Origin of the sequence: Barnesiella sp. ET7 (genome assembly GCF_024733785.1) — a bacterium.
Lineage (GTDB): Bacteria > Bacteroidota > Bacteroidia > Bacteroidales > Barnesiellaceae > Barnesiella > Barnesiella merdigallinarum.
In genome coordinates this window covers 103,299-117,547 of record NZ_JANRHM010000007.1, presented here as the reverse complement: position 1 = coordinate 117,547, position 14,249 = coordinate 103,299, and the positions used below count along the sequence as shown (strand labels likewise).

At 54.1% G+C, this 14,249-nt stretch carries 11 protein-coding genes; 1 reads left to right on the top strand and 10 read right to left on the bottom strand.

Going from position 1 to position 14,249, the window contains the following annotated elements:
- Positions 1 to 3 precede the first annotated feature (3 nt).
- From NW211_RS06125 to NW211_RS06115, 3 genes are all read right to left on the bottom strand, one after another.
- On the bottom strand, positions 4 to 714 hold the full coding sequence (locus NW211_RS06125; RefSeq protein ID WP_087207586.1) for a ParA family protein: 711 nt from the start codon (positions 712 to 714) through the stop codon (positions 4 to 6).
- Between the two features lie 182 nt (positions 715 to 896).
- The gene (locus NW211_RS06120) at positions 897 to 2,456 is read right to left on the bottom strand and encodes a relaxase/mobilization nuclease domain-containing protein (protein WP_258327285.1); all 1,560 of its coding nucleotides are present in this window, start codon (positions 2,454 to 2,456) and stop codon (positions 897 to 899) included.
- Positions 2,457 to 2,495: 39 nt separating this feature from the next.
- Positions 2,496 to 2,882 (bottom strand): plasmid mobilization relaxosome protein MobC, encoded by a 387-nt coding sequence (locus NW211_RS06115; protein ID WP_087330311.1) that lies wholly within the window; start codon positions 2,880 to 2,882, stop codon positions 2,496 to 2,498.
- Between the two features lie 841 nt (positions 2,883 to 3,723).
- Between NW211_RS06115 and NW211_RS06110 the strand changes: the two genes are divergently transcribed.
- Positions 3,724 to 3,936, top strand: coding sequence for a hypothetical protein (locus NW211_RS06110; RefSeq protein WP_087330395.1), 213 nt, complete (start codon positions 3,724 to 3,726; stop codon positions 3,934 to 3,936).
- A gap of 114 nt (positions 3,937 to 4,050) precedes the next feature.
- On the opposite strand, the gene NW211_RS06105 is transcribed toward NW211_RS06110, so the two are convergent.
- The 7 genes from NW211_RS06105 to NW211_RS06075 all read right to left on the bottom strand — a co-directional run bounded on the left by NW211_RS06105 (position 4,051) and on the right by NW211_RS06075 (position 14,159).
- Positions 4,051 to 5,547, bottom strand: coding sequence for a phage integrase SAM-like domain-containing protein (locus tag NW211_RS06105; RefSeq protein ID WP_087330307.1), 1,497 nt, complete (start codon positions 5,545 to 5,547; stop codon positions 4,051 to 4,053).
- Positions 5,548 to 5,924: 377 nt separating this feature from the next.
- Positions 5,925 to 8,645, bottom strand: a complete 2,721-nt coding sequence (gene ppdK / locus NW211_RS06100; protein WP_258327284.1) for a pyruvate, phosphate dikinase — start codon at positions 8,643 to 8,645, stop codon at positions 5,925 to 5,927.
- A 249-nt stretch (positions 8,646 to 8,894) separates the two neighbouring features.
- Positions 8,895 to 10,139 carry a DUF418 domain-containing protein gene (locus NW211_RS06095; RefSeq protein ID WP_258327283.1) on the bottom strand — a complete coding sequence of 415 codons (1,245 nt, stop codon included), beginning with the start codon at positions 10,137 to 10,139 and terminating at the stop codon, positions 8,895 to 8,897.
- Positions 10,126 to 11,064 carry an EamA family transporter gene (locus tag NW211_RS06090; RefSeq protein WP_258327282.1) on the bottom strand — a complete coding sequence of 313 codons (939 nt, stop codon included), beginning with the start codon at positions 11,062 to 11,064 and terminating at the stop codon, positions 10,126 to 10,128. The genes NW211_RS06095 and NW211_RS06090 overlap by 14 nt, the downstream gene beginning before the upstream one ends.
- Positions 11,065 to 11,077: 13 nt before the next feature.
- Entirely contained in the window at positions 11,078 to 12,253 is a 1,176-nt protein-coding gene (locus tag NW211_RS06085) for a MalY/PatB family protein (protein WP_258327281.1), read from the bottom strand.
- Between the two features lie 4 nt (positions 12,254 to 12,257).
- Positions 12,258 to 13,124, bottom strand: coding sequence for a DUF3737 family protein (locus NW211_RS06080; RefSeq protein WP_258327280.1), 867 nt, complete (start codon positions 13,122 to 13,124; stop codon positions 12,258 to 12,260).
- Between the two features lie 114 nt (positions 13,125 to 13,238).
- Positions 13,239 to 14,159: an AraC family transcriptional regulator gene (locus NW211_RS06075; RefSeq protein ID WP_258327279.1), complete on the bottom strand. Its 921-nt coding sequence runs from the start codon at positions 14,157 to 14,159 to the stop codon at positions 13,239 to 13,241.
- Positions 14,160 to 14,249 lie beyond the last annotated feature (90 nt).

Sequence of the window (14,249 nt, the reverse complement as noted above, 5' to 3'; positions counted from 1 at the left end):
TGGTCATTGATGGTTTATGTCTTTGGGGGTGCCGTCAACGAAAATTCCGGCGTATATTTTGTCGAACACCGGACTGACGATGCCGGCCTGCATATCCAGTTCCGCCACCGTGCTGAAACGTTCCATGTCGGCCCGCTTGGGAATCTTGTCCGTCACCAGCCCGTAGTTGGCGAAGGTCTTCCCCGTGTTCTCCCACAGTTCCAGCTCGGAGCGTTTGCCCACCCGTCCGTCATGGAGGTTGGGGACGATGAAGAGCCGGGCTTTCATCCGTCCGCCCACGGCCTTGCGCAGACGGTCGATGAACAGGAGGAAGCTCGCGGTGGAGGGGACGGTCACCAGGTCGTAATGGAACGGCACGACGATGATATCCGAGTTGACGAACATGGGTATCAGCCCCTCCGCCTTCAGGCTGCCGGGCGAGTCCATGAGCACCACGTCTATGCTGGGGTCGTTGTGCAGCTTCTCCATGAGCGCGGTCATGGCCTGCTTGTCGTTGGCCTCGTAGGCCAGCACGTCGTAGGGTACGGCTTCCTCGCCGTATTTCTTGATGTCGGCCTTGCGGCACTTCATGATGGAGTGCTGGAAATCGCAGTCGACGACCACGGCACGCACGCCCTTCGTCACAAGGTAGTTGGCGAAGGTGACGCAGAGGGTCGTCTTGCCGACTCCCCCTTTCTGGTTGGCGAATGTCACGATGACGGGTGTCTGTATCATTTTGTCCACGGTCGTTTGGTTCGGTGCAAAAGTATGCACCGGATAGGACGGTAACGAAATGCACAACACTTTTGTGTTTCAGGTCAGCCTGACCGAAGTATTTTATGCAGCGGATTAAAAGGTATGACGGCTTATGCGGCCAGACAGGTGACAAAAGGGAGTCTCCGTTTTTTCCTCATGGTCTACCGTTTAAGGTTGCGTCCGTCGTCAATGTCATCGTAGCCTCCCTTGCCGCCGACTTCCCACTCACGCTTTTCGGCATGGCTTCCGGCACCGGAATCCTTCAGTCCGTGTATGTGTATCTTCTTTCCGCCGTTTCCGGTGGAATGTGTCTGCTTGGCCTGTTGCTTCCGTGGCCGGGGTTTCAGCCGTTCCGTGTCAAGCCCTTCCGCCGCAAGGTCTATCACGATGTGTCTTTTAAAGTTGACGGCATATGCCGCGCCCGCTTCCTCGCGGATGATGAAGCCTTCCTCATGAAGGGCACTTTTCACGGAAAAGACGTTCTCGTCATTGAAGATTTCATGCAGGCGGCTGACGGCATCCGTATGGGACTGCGGCCTTTCGCCTGACAGGTCCACCAGATCAGGACGGTTCACCTTGAAGATTTTGCAGAGCAGATCGCGTTCAGCTTCTGTGGCCGGGTGGAACATCTCGATGAAACGGATGCGGTTGTTCCGGTCGATGGCTTCCGCCATGAACGGCTTTAACGGGCGTGTCTGTCCGTCAAAGTGGATGACGCCTTTCTTGATATAGGCACGCTGCTTCCTCAGCTTCTGGAAAATCTCGCCCTGCGTGATTTTCGGGTTGAGGGTGAGCAGCCGGTCTATGTAGTCCTCTATGCGTGCGAAGCGTTGTTCCGGGGTGGCGAAGTCCAGAAGCTGTTCCGTGGCCAGCACCCTTGCCCCGTTGATGACGGTACGGTGGGCGTGGTCGACAATCATGTAGCCGTAGGGCGCATCCTTCCTGCCGAAGAACACGAGGTCGATGCCGAACTTCTCCTTCAGCTCTTTCTGCAGCTCTTCCTTGCCGCCGCTCACGTCCCGGTATTTTTTGAGGATGCTCCGCAGCTGGCGGCAACGGGCGCGTTCCCTATAGCCGCTTTTGAAAAGCTGTTCGACTTCGGCCAACGGAATTTGCCGCTGCACCTTGCCGCCATGCTTGATAAATACGTTTTCATCTTTCTTATATACCTCATATCCCATAGAAACCATGATTGCCTTGAACTGGGCGAAAGAGGAGAAGGTATATTGCCTGGCCGCGTCCATGTCGTCGGCAATCTTCTTTTGCCTGTCCGTGCCGAGAATCCTGTCTATGACTTCCTGGGAACGCCTGCGCTCGTGACTATAGGCTATCTTCCTGCCGTCGGGGGCGACACGCGAGGTGATGATGTGCAGGTGGGTGTTGTCGGTGTCATGGTGGGCGTAGATGAGCCAAGGTTGTCCGGGTTCGGCATATCCCATTTCCTTGAGGTATCGGTGCGCGAAATCCAGCAGTTCGGATTCCGTCATCTCACGGCCTTTGCAGCTGACGGCCACATGGAACTGCGGTTTCCGGATGCGGCTGTTGGTGGAACTGTATTTTTTGAGATAGCCGGTAAGCTCCTCCGTGGTGGGTCTGCCTGCCAGACCGATTGTCCCGAAGTTCCGCATCTCGATGAGCCGGGCAAGCCCTTTCGATACCTTGTGTTCGTTGTAACCAACGGTATGGAAGTCCGCGCTTCCGGGTAATATGGTCGCTATCATCTTGGGGTGGTGTTATCTGGATTGGTGATATGTCTGGTTCTAAGGCTTGTTTATTCTTGATGTGAGGATGTCAAGTTGTCTTTTTATCCCGTTGACGGTTTCCTGTGTGTCCCGGATGAGCGGCAACAGAACTTCCCGGATATAGCTTGGGGGCAGCAACCCTGCAACCGCCAGCTCGTTGGCGCGCTTTACTGCCTGGTTGAGGTTTCCGCCTATATGGGACAGTTCGCCCTGGTATCTTCGGTAAAACGAACCGAGTTCCTGCATGAGTTCAAGCTGCTGCCTGACGCTTACGTTTGAATACTCTTCGAGTGCCTTGCGCACGTAGTGGCTTACGGTCTTGTATTCAGCCGATTTCTCCTTGAACTCCCGGACTTCTTCCGGGGTCATCCTTACCTTGATGTACTTGTTCCTATGTTCCTTCATGTTCCGGTTTGTTTGCAACCGGGATTGTCTTACCTTATTTCGCAGGGCGAAACAGCGGCGGTGCCGCTCCGGTGCATGGCATCCGGCAAGTCACTTTTTGGGAGAACAAACGGAGTTTTGTGGCCACAAAAGTACAACTTGCTTGGAAAATCCTGCAACGCAGGGCAATGTCATCCCGGGGTCTTTCTTGCGCCAAAATTACCGTGAAAAGGGGCTTCCGTACAAAATGCACAACACTATTCTTCAAGGAACATATCATTTTGACCGGGATATCGAGAGCATCCGATTGCCGGGTGTATCGAATAGGATTTTCCTCGGTCTGTGAGTATCGGGTCATCCAGTTATCTTGTAATCCAAGGTGCGAAATGGGGCTTACTTTGGTTTCAAGTGTCCGGTTATATTAGTTCATCTATTCGTGAATTATTAGAATCATTATCCGTTTGTTCGATAACAAGAGGGAAAAGGAAGCACAGGCATCAGATTTTTCAGATTGGTAATGAGCTTGGATATTTCAACATGATGCAATAATGTAGTAATGTAATGGCCGACCAAGGCTAAGACGACCTTGACATTACTTTATAGTCACTCATCAGACCTGAGAAAACTAGTTTTTTGCACCTGATGATTTCGGATTTTGGAAATACAGACACTTGTCACCAGTATATTCCAAACGATATGTATAAAGCTATCTTGATATGGAAGCACAATGGGCAATCGTTTGTCAATCAATGATTTTGTCAGGATAAAGTTGCCGGAATATTTTCATATCTCGCTGATTTTTAGTATATTTATGGTGGAAAATAGCCTCGTATGGCTTATGGTTTCACTTAAATTTGAGTATATGTTTGAACTGTTACTGATAATATACCTGGTGCCTGTCATCATCATACTTTCGCTGTTGTGGCGGTTGGTGTTATGGCTGGTAAGGAACGTGCTGCGGCTTGCCGGATGGTTGTTGAAGAAGGTGTGCGTCCTTGTATGGAAGGGATTACTGCTGTTGGTCGGCATCTTCCTGGGGCGGTGTTGTGTCAACCGTCCGCCGGATTCAAGATAAGGGTGAAGCAGCAAAGCCGCACCTGTCTCGGACGGGCAGGTACGGCTTCGTGTTGTAGTCGGGTGGAAAGGTGTTCTTCCCTCATGTCAGGTGTTTACCTAACTGACAAGCAGGCTAAAATCCTTTGCCTTTGCTTCTTTCATAGACAACCTCTCTTTGACTATCACAATTTTTAAGTCTGAACTGGACTGTACAACCGATAGGAATATCTTTGGGTAGCTGTTTGACTAGTTCGGAGATAACTTCGTCAACGTTACTAAAACCGATATCTGTTAGTTCACCAACAACATCTCCTTTGAAATAAGCGCGTCCGTATATCATCATCTTTTTTGAAATGCGGAAAAGTTTTTCCTCTGGAGCTTCAAGGTCACGAGCTTTGCCTTGTTTACTCTTCTTATTGCTGAAGAAAATGAAATCAATAATCTTGGCATTAAGTTCCCACGCAGGAGTAAAGTCCAGTTTTAAGTAGCCTCTTGTTACATTGAACCCATGACTGTGATTCATGCCAAATGCAACTTCATAAAGGTTTGCATCACAATCGTTTTGGGCAATGGTTGCCCACGTATGCCTGAACGTATAATAGCAGTAGTAGTCCTCCTTTTTCATGCCCATGTCGGCGCATATCTTGCGTATTCCGATATTTACGTTAGCATTGAAACTGTCGGAATTGCTGTAACGGCTGTGGAATACGAACAGGTACTCATCATCCTCATCTTTGGAGAGATACTTATTAAAGGTCTCTTGGATAAATGGCTCTATTCTCATTTCCATATATGCCTCGTCTCTGCGGCTGTGACGTGTCTTTGCCCTTTTATAGCCGATAATGCCATTGTTGTAATCCTTCTTTTTGAGTTCGTAAAGGTCAACGGTGTTGATACCGCCGATACACAGTGATAGAAGTGCTACATCCCGGCCAAGTTCCGGAAGGGGAGACAGCATCTTTGTTTTTGGAAGAGGACGGTTGAAGAACTCACGGCAGGCTTCCGCACTGATGGCACGTTTCATTGTATTGTCAGATTTGGGAATTGCCACTTTAAGCCAAGGATTGAACTTTATGCGTATAACACCACGCTCTTCATCATTTAGCTCGACTATAGCTTTTTTGAAAATTTGTCGTACACATGTAGGGTACATTTCTTTGGCTCGGTTTGTTTTTGACAGACTCTCTATCCAAAGATTTATTGCAGAAGATGACAAGTTGCTAAACAGAAGTCGGGTTGTCCCCATGAAGCGTTCTAAATGGTTTACCGCAAGTCTGTAATTCTTTGCATTGCGTTCGTGTCCATCCGCTTCCATCCTGTCTATGAACTTTCGCGCGTAATCGCTGAAGCACGCTTCTTCATCGTCTTTCAACAAGAACTCTATTACTTCCTTTATTTCCCAACAAGTCGCATTCACGCGGTTCAAGCGGTCCGTATATTGCCTGATGAGCATAGCGCAATACTCATTTACAACAGGGTCAGTGAGATCACCACCTTTCGTAATATGAGCAGCGTCTACAATTTTATTTGTTTTAATATAACTGGATTTGCGCTGGTGCGTAATCCTGATGTAAACTGTGTAAAAGCCATCGCTTCTCGGCTTTTTTACCGTTGCTTTAAATGTTGTCATACCTATTTCCTTTTTAGATAAATACAAGAAATTCTTTGGGGTAAACAGGGGTAAACATGATGATTTTTGGGGTAAACATAGAGTAAAACAAATACGCTCATTTGGCTCATTTTTTGATGTCAACTGCACGAACTGTCTTAACGCAACTCAGGCTGTAATTACCGCGTAAATCGGTAGATTACAGCCTGATACAAATCTTAATTGCTATTCTGCCTGAGGGCTTCCAGTCTTAGAGAGTGTCCTCTATCGCAGCCTGCGCCGCTTTAATGCCTTACTGGTATTGAGTTGATTAGCCTCCATTGGGAAAACAAATGAAAAACAAATGTTTTGCATATAAAATGCAGATGGAAGCAAAATATCAACGTCGTTGCAGATTTTTAGAGTTTGTCTTCGATTGCCGCTTGGGCCGCAGCTACGCGGGCGATGGGCACGCGGTAGGGGCTGCACGATACGTAGTTCATGCCCAGTTTGGCGCAGAACTTAACCGACGAGGGTTCGCCACCGTGCTCACCGCAGATACCTACCTTGAGGGTCGGTTTGGTCGAACGGCCTTTCTCTACACCCATGCGAACGAGTTGGCCCACGCCTTTCTGGTCGAGCACTTCGAACGGGTCGGTTTTGAGGATACCTTTCTCTTTGTAGATCTTGAGGAACTTGCCGGCATCGTCGCGCGAGTAACCGAAGGTCATCTGCGTGAGGTCGTTCGTACCGAACGAGAAGAAGTCGGCTACCTCGGCAATCTGGTCGGCCGTAACGGCGGCACGGGGTACCTCGATCATCGTACCTACCTTGTAGGCTACCGTATCGCCGCGCTCTTCGAATACCTGAGCGGCTACGCGGTTGATGACATCGGCCTGCATTCTCAACTCCTCAACCACACCTACGAGGGGTACCATGATTTCGGGGTGAACGTCGATACCGCGGGCTTTCACGTTGAGGGCGGCCTCGATGATGGCGCGGGCCTGCATCTCGGTAATTTCGGGATAGGTGCAACCCAGACGGCAGCCACGGTGTCCCAGCATGGGGTTGAACTCGGCCAGCGAGTCGCAGGCGAGTTTTACCTCTTCGATGCTCATGCCCATCTCTTCGGCCAGTTCTTTCTGCGTAGCGAGTTGATGGGGTACGAACTCGTGCAAGGGGGGATCGAGCAGACGGATCGTTACGCCCAGACCGTCCATGGCTTCGAAGATGCCTTCGAAGTCGCCGCGTTGCATGGGCAACAGTTTGTCGAGGGCGTGGCGACGGCCTTCTTCATCTTTCGAAAGAATCATTTCGCGCATGGCTTTGATGCGGTCGCCTTCGAAGAACATGTGCTCGGTACGGCACAGACCGATACCGCGGGCACCGAACTTGCGGGCTACGGCTGCATCGCGCGGCGTATCGGCGTTGGTGCGAACGTCTACTTTGGTATATTTGTCGGCCAGGTTCATGATGGCAGCAAAGTCGCCGCTCATGTCGGCATCGACGGTGGGAACTTGTCCGTCGTATACTTCGCCGGTCGAACCGTTCAACGAAATCCAGTCGCCCTCTTTGTATACCTTGCCGGCCATCTCTACGGTGCGGGCCTTGTAGTCGACCTTGATTTCGCCGGCACCCGATACGCAGCATTTACCCATACCGCGGGCCACAACGGCAGCGTGCGAGGTCATACCACCGCGGGCGGTGAGGATACCTTGAGCCACGTTCATACCGCGCAGGTCTTCGGGCGAGGTTTCGATACGGACCATAATCACTTTTTTACGTTTCTCGGCCCAGGCTTCGGCGTCGTCGGCAAAGAATACGATTTGGCCGGTAGCGGCACCCGGCGATGCGGGCAGACCTTTAGCCACGACTTTCACGCGTTTTACGGCGTCTTTGTCGAATACAGGGTGCAGCAGCTCGTCGAGCTTCTGAGCTTCCATGCGTTTCAGAGCGGTCTTCTCGTCGATGATGCCGGCACGCAGCATGTCCATGGCGATTTTTACCATGGCGGCACCGGTGCGTTTGCCGTTACGGGTTTGGAGCAACCACAGTTTGCCATCCTGGATGGTAAACTCGAGGTCTTGCATATCCTTGAAGTAGTCTTCGAGTTTCTGTTGGGTCTCGATGAGGTCTTTGGCGCACTCGGGCATCGACTCCTCGAGCGAGGGGTATTTGCTGGCACGCTCCTCTTCGCTGATGCCTTGCAGGGCAGCCCAGCGGCGAGAGCCTTCGAGGGTGATTTGCTGGGGTGTGCGTACACCGGCAACCACATCCTCGCCTTGTGCGTTGATGAGGTATTCGCCGTTGAAGATGTCTTCGCCGGTAGCGGCGTCGCGGGTGAAGGCTACACCGGTAGCCGACGTGTTGCCCATGTTGCCGAATACCATGGCCTGTACGTTCACGGCCGTACCCCACTCTTCGGGGATCTGGTTCATGCGGCGGTAGAGGATGGCGCGTTCGTTCATCCAGCTATCGAATACGGCGCAGATGGCACCCCACAGTTGCTCCCAGGGCGAGGTGGGGAAGTCTTTGCCGGTGTTTTCCTTGACAGCAGCTTTGAAGAGGCGAACCAGCTCTTTGAGGTCTTCGACCTGCAGCTCGGTGTCGCTCTTGATGCCTTTGGCCTCTTTCACCTTGTCCATTACCTCTTCGAAGGGGTCGATGTCTTCTTTGGTCTTGGGTTTCATGCCCAGTACCACGTCGCCATACATCTGTACGAAACGACGGTACGAGTCCCAGGCGAAACGGGGATTGCCCGATTTCTTGGCGATGGCTTCTACGGCCTCGTCGTTCATACCCAGGTTGAGCACGGTATCCATCATACCCGGCATGGAGACGCGGGCACCCGAACGAACCGATACCAACAGCGGGTTGGTGGCGTCGCCGAACTTCGTGCCGGTGAGGCTTTCGATGTGGGCGATGGCTTGCTCTACGTCGTTTTGGATCTCCTTAACGACGGCTTCACGCCCTTGTTGAGTATATGTTGTACAAACCTCGGTGGTGATGGTGAATCCCGGGGGTACAGGAACACCGATGAGATTCATCTCTGCCAAGTTGGCGCCTTTGCCTCCCAGCAGGTTTTTCATGTCGGCACGGCCTTCTGCTTTACCGTTGCCAAAAGTATAAACTCTTTTCATAGATAAATAAGTATATGATATTTATATAATTGTTTTCGTGTCCGGCTTCATGACCCGATTGGTAAACCGGCATAAAACATTATGCAAAAATATAGGATTCGCGCAAACAACAAAAATATTTTGCTACAAATTTTAACGCTATGTATTTTTTATTTGTATTACGGTCTCGGGCAGAAGGTCCGAGGGGTGGAATCGATGCGGTATATCCTGTTTTTTAACAGTCTGGCTCATTCGGATAGCGTGGAGCTTCTAAGGTTTCACGCCCGACCGGGGTTTGCGGCAGGCTATCCAGTGGCCATAGGTGAGCATGCGCCAGATCCACTCGAGCGGCCCGAACCGGAAGGTGTTCAGCCACATGCGGCTGAAGGCCTGCTGCACGACAAACACGACCAGTACAATCAGCTCGGTCGTGGCCAGACTGATGGTGGAGCCCAGTCCCAGCCCGATGCCGTAGAAGATGAACATGCCCGCCAGCGACTGCCCTATGTAGTTGCTCAAGGCCATGCGTCCCGGTGCGGCCAGCCAGGTGAATGCCTTCAGACGGGGGCGTGCGAGATAGAGCAGACCAAACCCCGAGGCGTAGGCAAATGCCATGGGATAGACGCTCACGAAGTAGAGCAGGCTGTGGATGGAGAGCCCCCAGGGATGGGCGTTCATCGAACTCCAGGCGTAGAGCAGCGAGAGGGGGAGTCCGACCATCAGACCACCGGCAAAGAGCCGTTTCAGCCACGGCTTATTCTCTTCCAGTCGGGCATAGAGTCGTTGTCGCCCGATGTAGTAGCCTATGAGAAAGAGCCCCAGTACCTTGAAGTAGCGGTTGCCGTCGATAAACTCCTGCATCCGCACCAGGGCTCCCTGAATCAGGAATTGAAACACCTCGTTGTAGCCGGTGGCATCGTGCAGCCAATAGGCAAAGTTGGCATCGGTGATGCCGAACCGGGCACAATATATCTGCTGCAGCTCTACCACCCGGGCCGAGGGGTTGGTGTGGGTAAGTTCGCACACGGTATCGATGCACACGGGGATGAAGAGCAGAGCCAGAGCTGCGGCCAGCAGCCGGCGGTCGGAGAGGTGGCGAAACAGCGGGAGCAGCATGCCCAGCAGCGCATAGAGCAGTAGGATGTCGCCGCTCCAGAGAAATATTAGGTGCAGCCCGCCGATGAGAGCCAGCAGGACCATACGCCGGTAAAACACGCGCAGGGCATTCCCGCCCTTGCGGGTCACGTTGCTCAGGATGATGGAAAAGCCGATGCCGAACAGCAGGGAGAAGAGGGTGTAGAATTTGCCGTCGACCAGGAGATAGAGCAGGTAGCGAAGGCCGCGGTCGCCACCCGAGGCGGGCAACTGGGCCGCATCGTCGGCCGGGAGGAAGGTGTAGAGCGAAAACTCGGGAAAGTTGGCCAGTGCGATGCCCAGGATGGCAAAGCCGCGCAGGGCGTCGAGTATCACATACCGTTCGGACGAACGTATGGGGGAGAGGTTATTGTTTGTCATGTCGTTTCGGAGATTGTGGAGTTCGCATTTCGACCAGTATCACGCTGGCGAGGATAATGGCCAGTCCGGCCAGTTGCAGCAGGCTCACCTCTTCGTGGCCGATATATACCCCGATGACCACCGCCACCACCGGGTTGACATAGGCGTGGGTGGCCACCTCGGTGGCGGGTCGCACCTTCAGCAGCCACACATAGGCGGTGTAAGCCAGCAGCGAGCCGAAGAGTATGAGGTAGAGCAGCGAGAGCCACGAGCCGGTCGAGACCGCTGCCCAGTCGACCCGCGTCGTGTCGCCCGCAGCCCAGGCACAGAGCCAGAACAGGATGCTGGCAAAAATCATCTGCCACGCCGCCCCCGCAAAGGCGTTTACCGCCTCGGCTTCAGCCGACCGGTATTTGGCATAGAGTGTGCCGAGTGCCCACGATATGCAGCCGGCCACCAGAATCAGGATGCCGTACTCGTGGTGCATGGAGGTGTGGGAGTCGGCAGCCAGCTGTTCTAGGTAGAGCAGCCCCACACCGGCAAATCCGGCCAGCAGACCCGCAATCGTGCGGAGGCTGCGAAAGTTTCTTTTCCACATGGGCACGTCGAGCAGCATGATCCAGATGGCTGTCGACGAGGCGACAATCGCCACGAGGCTGCTGCTCACGTAGCGTTGGGCCAGCATGATGACGGCCATGTCGACAAACAGCAGCACGATACCGCTCACGGCCGACCGCCTGATGAGCTGCGGGCGCATCACCCGCTCGCCCCGCCAGCCACAGAGCGCCAGCAGCAGGAGCCCCGCTGCTGAGAAGCGCAGGGCCCCCAGCAGAAAGGTGGGGATGTCGTGCAGGGCCACACCGATGAAGTAGTAGGTCGAGCCCCATACTACATAGATGAGGAAGTAGGCCAGCACAACGGCCGCTCCGTGTCGTGTATGTGCCATGCGTCTCATGTGGTTAACGGTTTGCAGACAACGATTCGACAAACGAGCGGAAGCGCATCAGGGCTTCGTGCAGTACCGAGCGGGGGCAGGCGATATTCCAGCGCACGAACCCTTCGCCCTCGGCGCCATACATCGTGCCGCTGTTGAGCCACAGTCCGGCTTGCTTCAGCAGGCGGGCCTGCAGCGTGTCCGAGTCGAGGCGCAGGGCCCGACAGTCGGTCCACACCAGGTAGGTGCCCTCGAGTTTCGTGACGGGAATCTGGGGCAGGAAGGTGCGGAAAAACCGGCACATGAAGTCGTAGTTGACCTTCAGGTAGTCGAGCAACTGGGTCAGCCACTCTTCGCCCTCGTTGTAGGCGGCTATGGTGGCCTCGATGCCGAAGGGGTTGACGTCGCACACCTCGTTGATGTTGATGGCCCGGTCGATGGCCTGGCGCACCGCTTCGTCGCACGAGACGATGTTGGCAATCTGCAGGCCGGCCAGGTTGAAGGCTTTGCTGGGCGACAGGCAGGTGATGGAGTTTTGCAGGAGGCTCTCGTCGATGGATGCGAAGGGGGTATAGGTGTGACCCGGGTATACCAGTTCGCAGTGAATTTCGTCGGCGACTACCTTCACGCCGTTGTGCCGGCATATCTCGCCGATGCGGCGCAACTCGTCGCGGCTCCACACCCGGCCAGCCGGGTTGTGTGGATTGCAGAGGAGCATGAGCTTGACGCTTGGGTCGGCCGTTTTGCGCTCCAGGTCGTCGAAGTCGATGCGGTAGGTATTCGCCTCGTACAGGAGCGGGTTGGTCACCACGCGGCAACCGTTGTTGCGAATCGAAGAGAAGAAGCAGTTGTATACCGGGGTCTGCACCACCACGCCGTCGCCCGGACGGGTCAGTGCCTTGATGATGACCGAGAGGGCCGGGACTACCCCCGAGGTGTAGACAATCCACTCGCGCTCGATGTGCCAGCCGTGGCGACGGGCGAACCACCCGGTCACTGCCGCATAGTATTCGTCGGGCACACGCACATACCCGAATATGCCGTGTTGCACGCGTCGGGCCAGGGCATCGACAACGGGCTGTGCCGTGCGGAAGTCCATGTCGGCCACCCAGAGGGGGAGCACCCGGTCGTCGTCCGTGCTGTCCCACTTGTACGACCGGGTATTCCGCCGAGGTATTATTTCATCGAAATCGTAGTACATAGGCTTACAGGTTGGAATCGGCTGTCGTCTCCCGGGCCGTGAGTTTGCAGTCGCCGGGAGCCTTGATGTTCTCGTCCAGGATAATCTCGTCGAAGCGGTCGGCCGTGATGCTGCCCGTGCGGGGGTTCTTCACGCTGCGAATGGCTCCGTTCAGGGTCGCCTGCACGCTGCTGTATTCGAAGGCCAGGTCGCAATCGGGGGCCATGGTGCAGTTTTCCATCACCAGGTCGTGGGCATAGCACAGCGGTTGGGTACCCGATATTTTGCAGTTGACCAGGCGCAGGTGGTGGGAGTGCCAGCCCAGATACTCGCCGTTTATCTCCGAGTCGTAGACGGTCACGTTTTCGGTATTCCAGAAGGCATCCTTCGAGTTGATGACCGCGTTGCGGATAACCACATTCCTGCAGTATTGGAACGAGTAGTTACCCTTCTGCACGTAGTCTTCGATTTCGATATTCCCGCTGTGCATGAACAGGTAGTCGGCGTGGTCTACCCGTACGTTTTTCAGGTGCACGTTGTTGCAGTGCCACAGCGTCTCCTGCGCATCGGGTATCTCCACGTTCTCGAGCTTGATGCCCTCCATCTCGCGAAACATCTTGGGAGCTTCGACCCGGGTGTCGGTCATCTCCAGATTGCGCGAGTACCACAGGGCGGCGCGGGCCCCCTCGGTGAACAGACAGTTCTTTATGGTAAATCCGTCGACATGCCAGAACGGATACTTGCCTTCGAAGCGGCAGTTTTCGGCCACGATGTGGCTGCACTCTTTCAGAGCCGATTCACCGGCGTGGATGGTGACATGGTCGAGTTGTAAATCGTGCGAAGCGAACAACGGGCGCTCGCCACCGAATTCGGTATTTTGGATGCGTTTCATAGGTTATATGTTTTTAGAGTTGTTTAGTCGCTAAGATTACGGGCTCTCCAACTGTGGGGATGTTGAATCCCGATATTCATCTCGGTAATTTGTCTCTCCTGTTTTTACGATGAATCAGTTGTTGAGGTTCAAAGGTCCTGAGCCCGGGCAGAGCCTGAAATCTTCGGGTGTCTGCCCTTTGAGTTTCTTGAACAGGGTACAGAAGGCCTGCCCCGTGGGGAAGCCAAGTTCTCGAGCTATGTCGGTTACACTTCGGGTATCCTGTTTCAATAGCTGTTCGGCCCGGGCAATCTGTTTCAGCCTGATGTAGTCGGCGGTACATTTGCCGGTTTCGTGGCACAACATGTCGTTGAGGTAGTCGGGCGAGCAACCGAGTTGGCTGGCCAGCGTGGCCGTGGTGGGCAACGGATGGCAGCGGGCCCGGCCCGACCTGAAAAAGTCGTCGACATACCGGTCGGTCCATTCGACCAGCCGCAGGTTGGCATCGTGCCTCAAGATAAACTGGCGGTGGTAGAAGCGGGTAATGTAGTCGAGCAGTAACTTGATTCTTTCGGCCAGAATCGTGTAGCTGTATTCGTCGATGCCCCAGTTCAATTCTTCCTCGATTTCGTCTATCTCCCGCTCCAGGAGGAGTCGCTCCCGTCGAGAGAGGTGCAGGCACTCATCGGTATTGTAGTTGAAAAAGGTATAATGACCATCACCTTTCGCCCGCAGCGGGTCTAAGACCGATGCGTGAAAGCAGAGCAGTCGTCCTTCGGCCTTACCGGCATCGCATTGCCACAGCTCCCGAGCCATGGGGCGTCCCGGCTGCAGGGCAAAGAGTATCCCGTCGCTGAAATCGCACGCCAGCCATCCGAGAGTCGACGGACAACAGCCGCACCACGCTTTCAGCCATATGGTATAGAACCCGAATTGAAACAGGTCGGGCCGGTCGGTTGTCTCGGACAACCGAATGACACTCACCAGCGGGTTGGACGTTTGGGTCGACAACAGCTGGTTGCATCGGGCAATCGTTTTTACAGTTAGTGGTTTCATCTTCACAACAGCCTTGCAGCCTCATGGTCTCCCTGAGTGCCCGGTGACTTCCGGGGCCGACAGGAATCACGATACAAAAGTAGAGCATGC

Coding starts and splice junctions, on each gene's coding strand:
- NW211_RS06125 (WP_087207586.1), bottom strand. CDS start 714: ATGATACAGACACCCGTCATCGTGACATTCGCCAACCAGAAAGGGGGA.
- NW211_RS06120 (WP_258327285.1), bottom strand. CDS start 2,456: ATGATAGCGACCATATTACCCGGAAGCGCGGACTTCCATACCGTTGGT.
- NW211_RS06115 (WP_087330311.1), bottom strand. CDS start 2,882: ATGAAGGAACATAGGAACAAGTACATCAAGGTAAGGATGACCCCGGAA.
- NW211_RS06110 (WP_087330395.1), top strand. CDS start 3,724: ATGTTTGAACTGTTACTGATAATATACCTGGTGCCTGTCATCATCATA.
- NW211_RS06105 (WP_087330307.1), bottom strand. CDS start 5,547: ATGACAACATTTAAAGCAACGGTAAAAAAGCCGAGAAGCGATGGCTTT.
- ppdK (WP_258327284.1), bottom strand. CDS start 8,645: ATGAAAAGAGTTTATACTTTTGGCAACGGTAAAGCAGAAGGCCGTGCC.
- NW211_RS06095 (WP_258327283.1), bottom strand. CDS start 10,139: ATGACAAACAATAACCTCTCCCCCATACGTTCGTCCGAACGGTATGTG.
- NW211_RS06090 (WP_258327282.1), bottom strand. CDS start 11,064: ATGGCACATACACGACACGGAGCGGCCGTTGTGCTGGCCTACTTCCTC.
- NW211_RS06085 (WP_258327281.1), bottom strand. CDS start 12,253: ATGTACTACGATTTCGATGAAATAATACCTCGGCGGAATACCCGGTCG.
- NW211_RS06080 (WP_258327280.1), bottom strand. CDS start 13,124: ATGAAACGCATCCAAAATACCGAATTCGGTGGCGAGCGCCCGTTGTTC.
- NW211_RS06075 (WP_258327279.1), bottom strand. CDS start 14,159: ATGAAACCACTAACTGTAAAAACGATTGCCCGATGCAACCAGCTGTTG.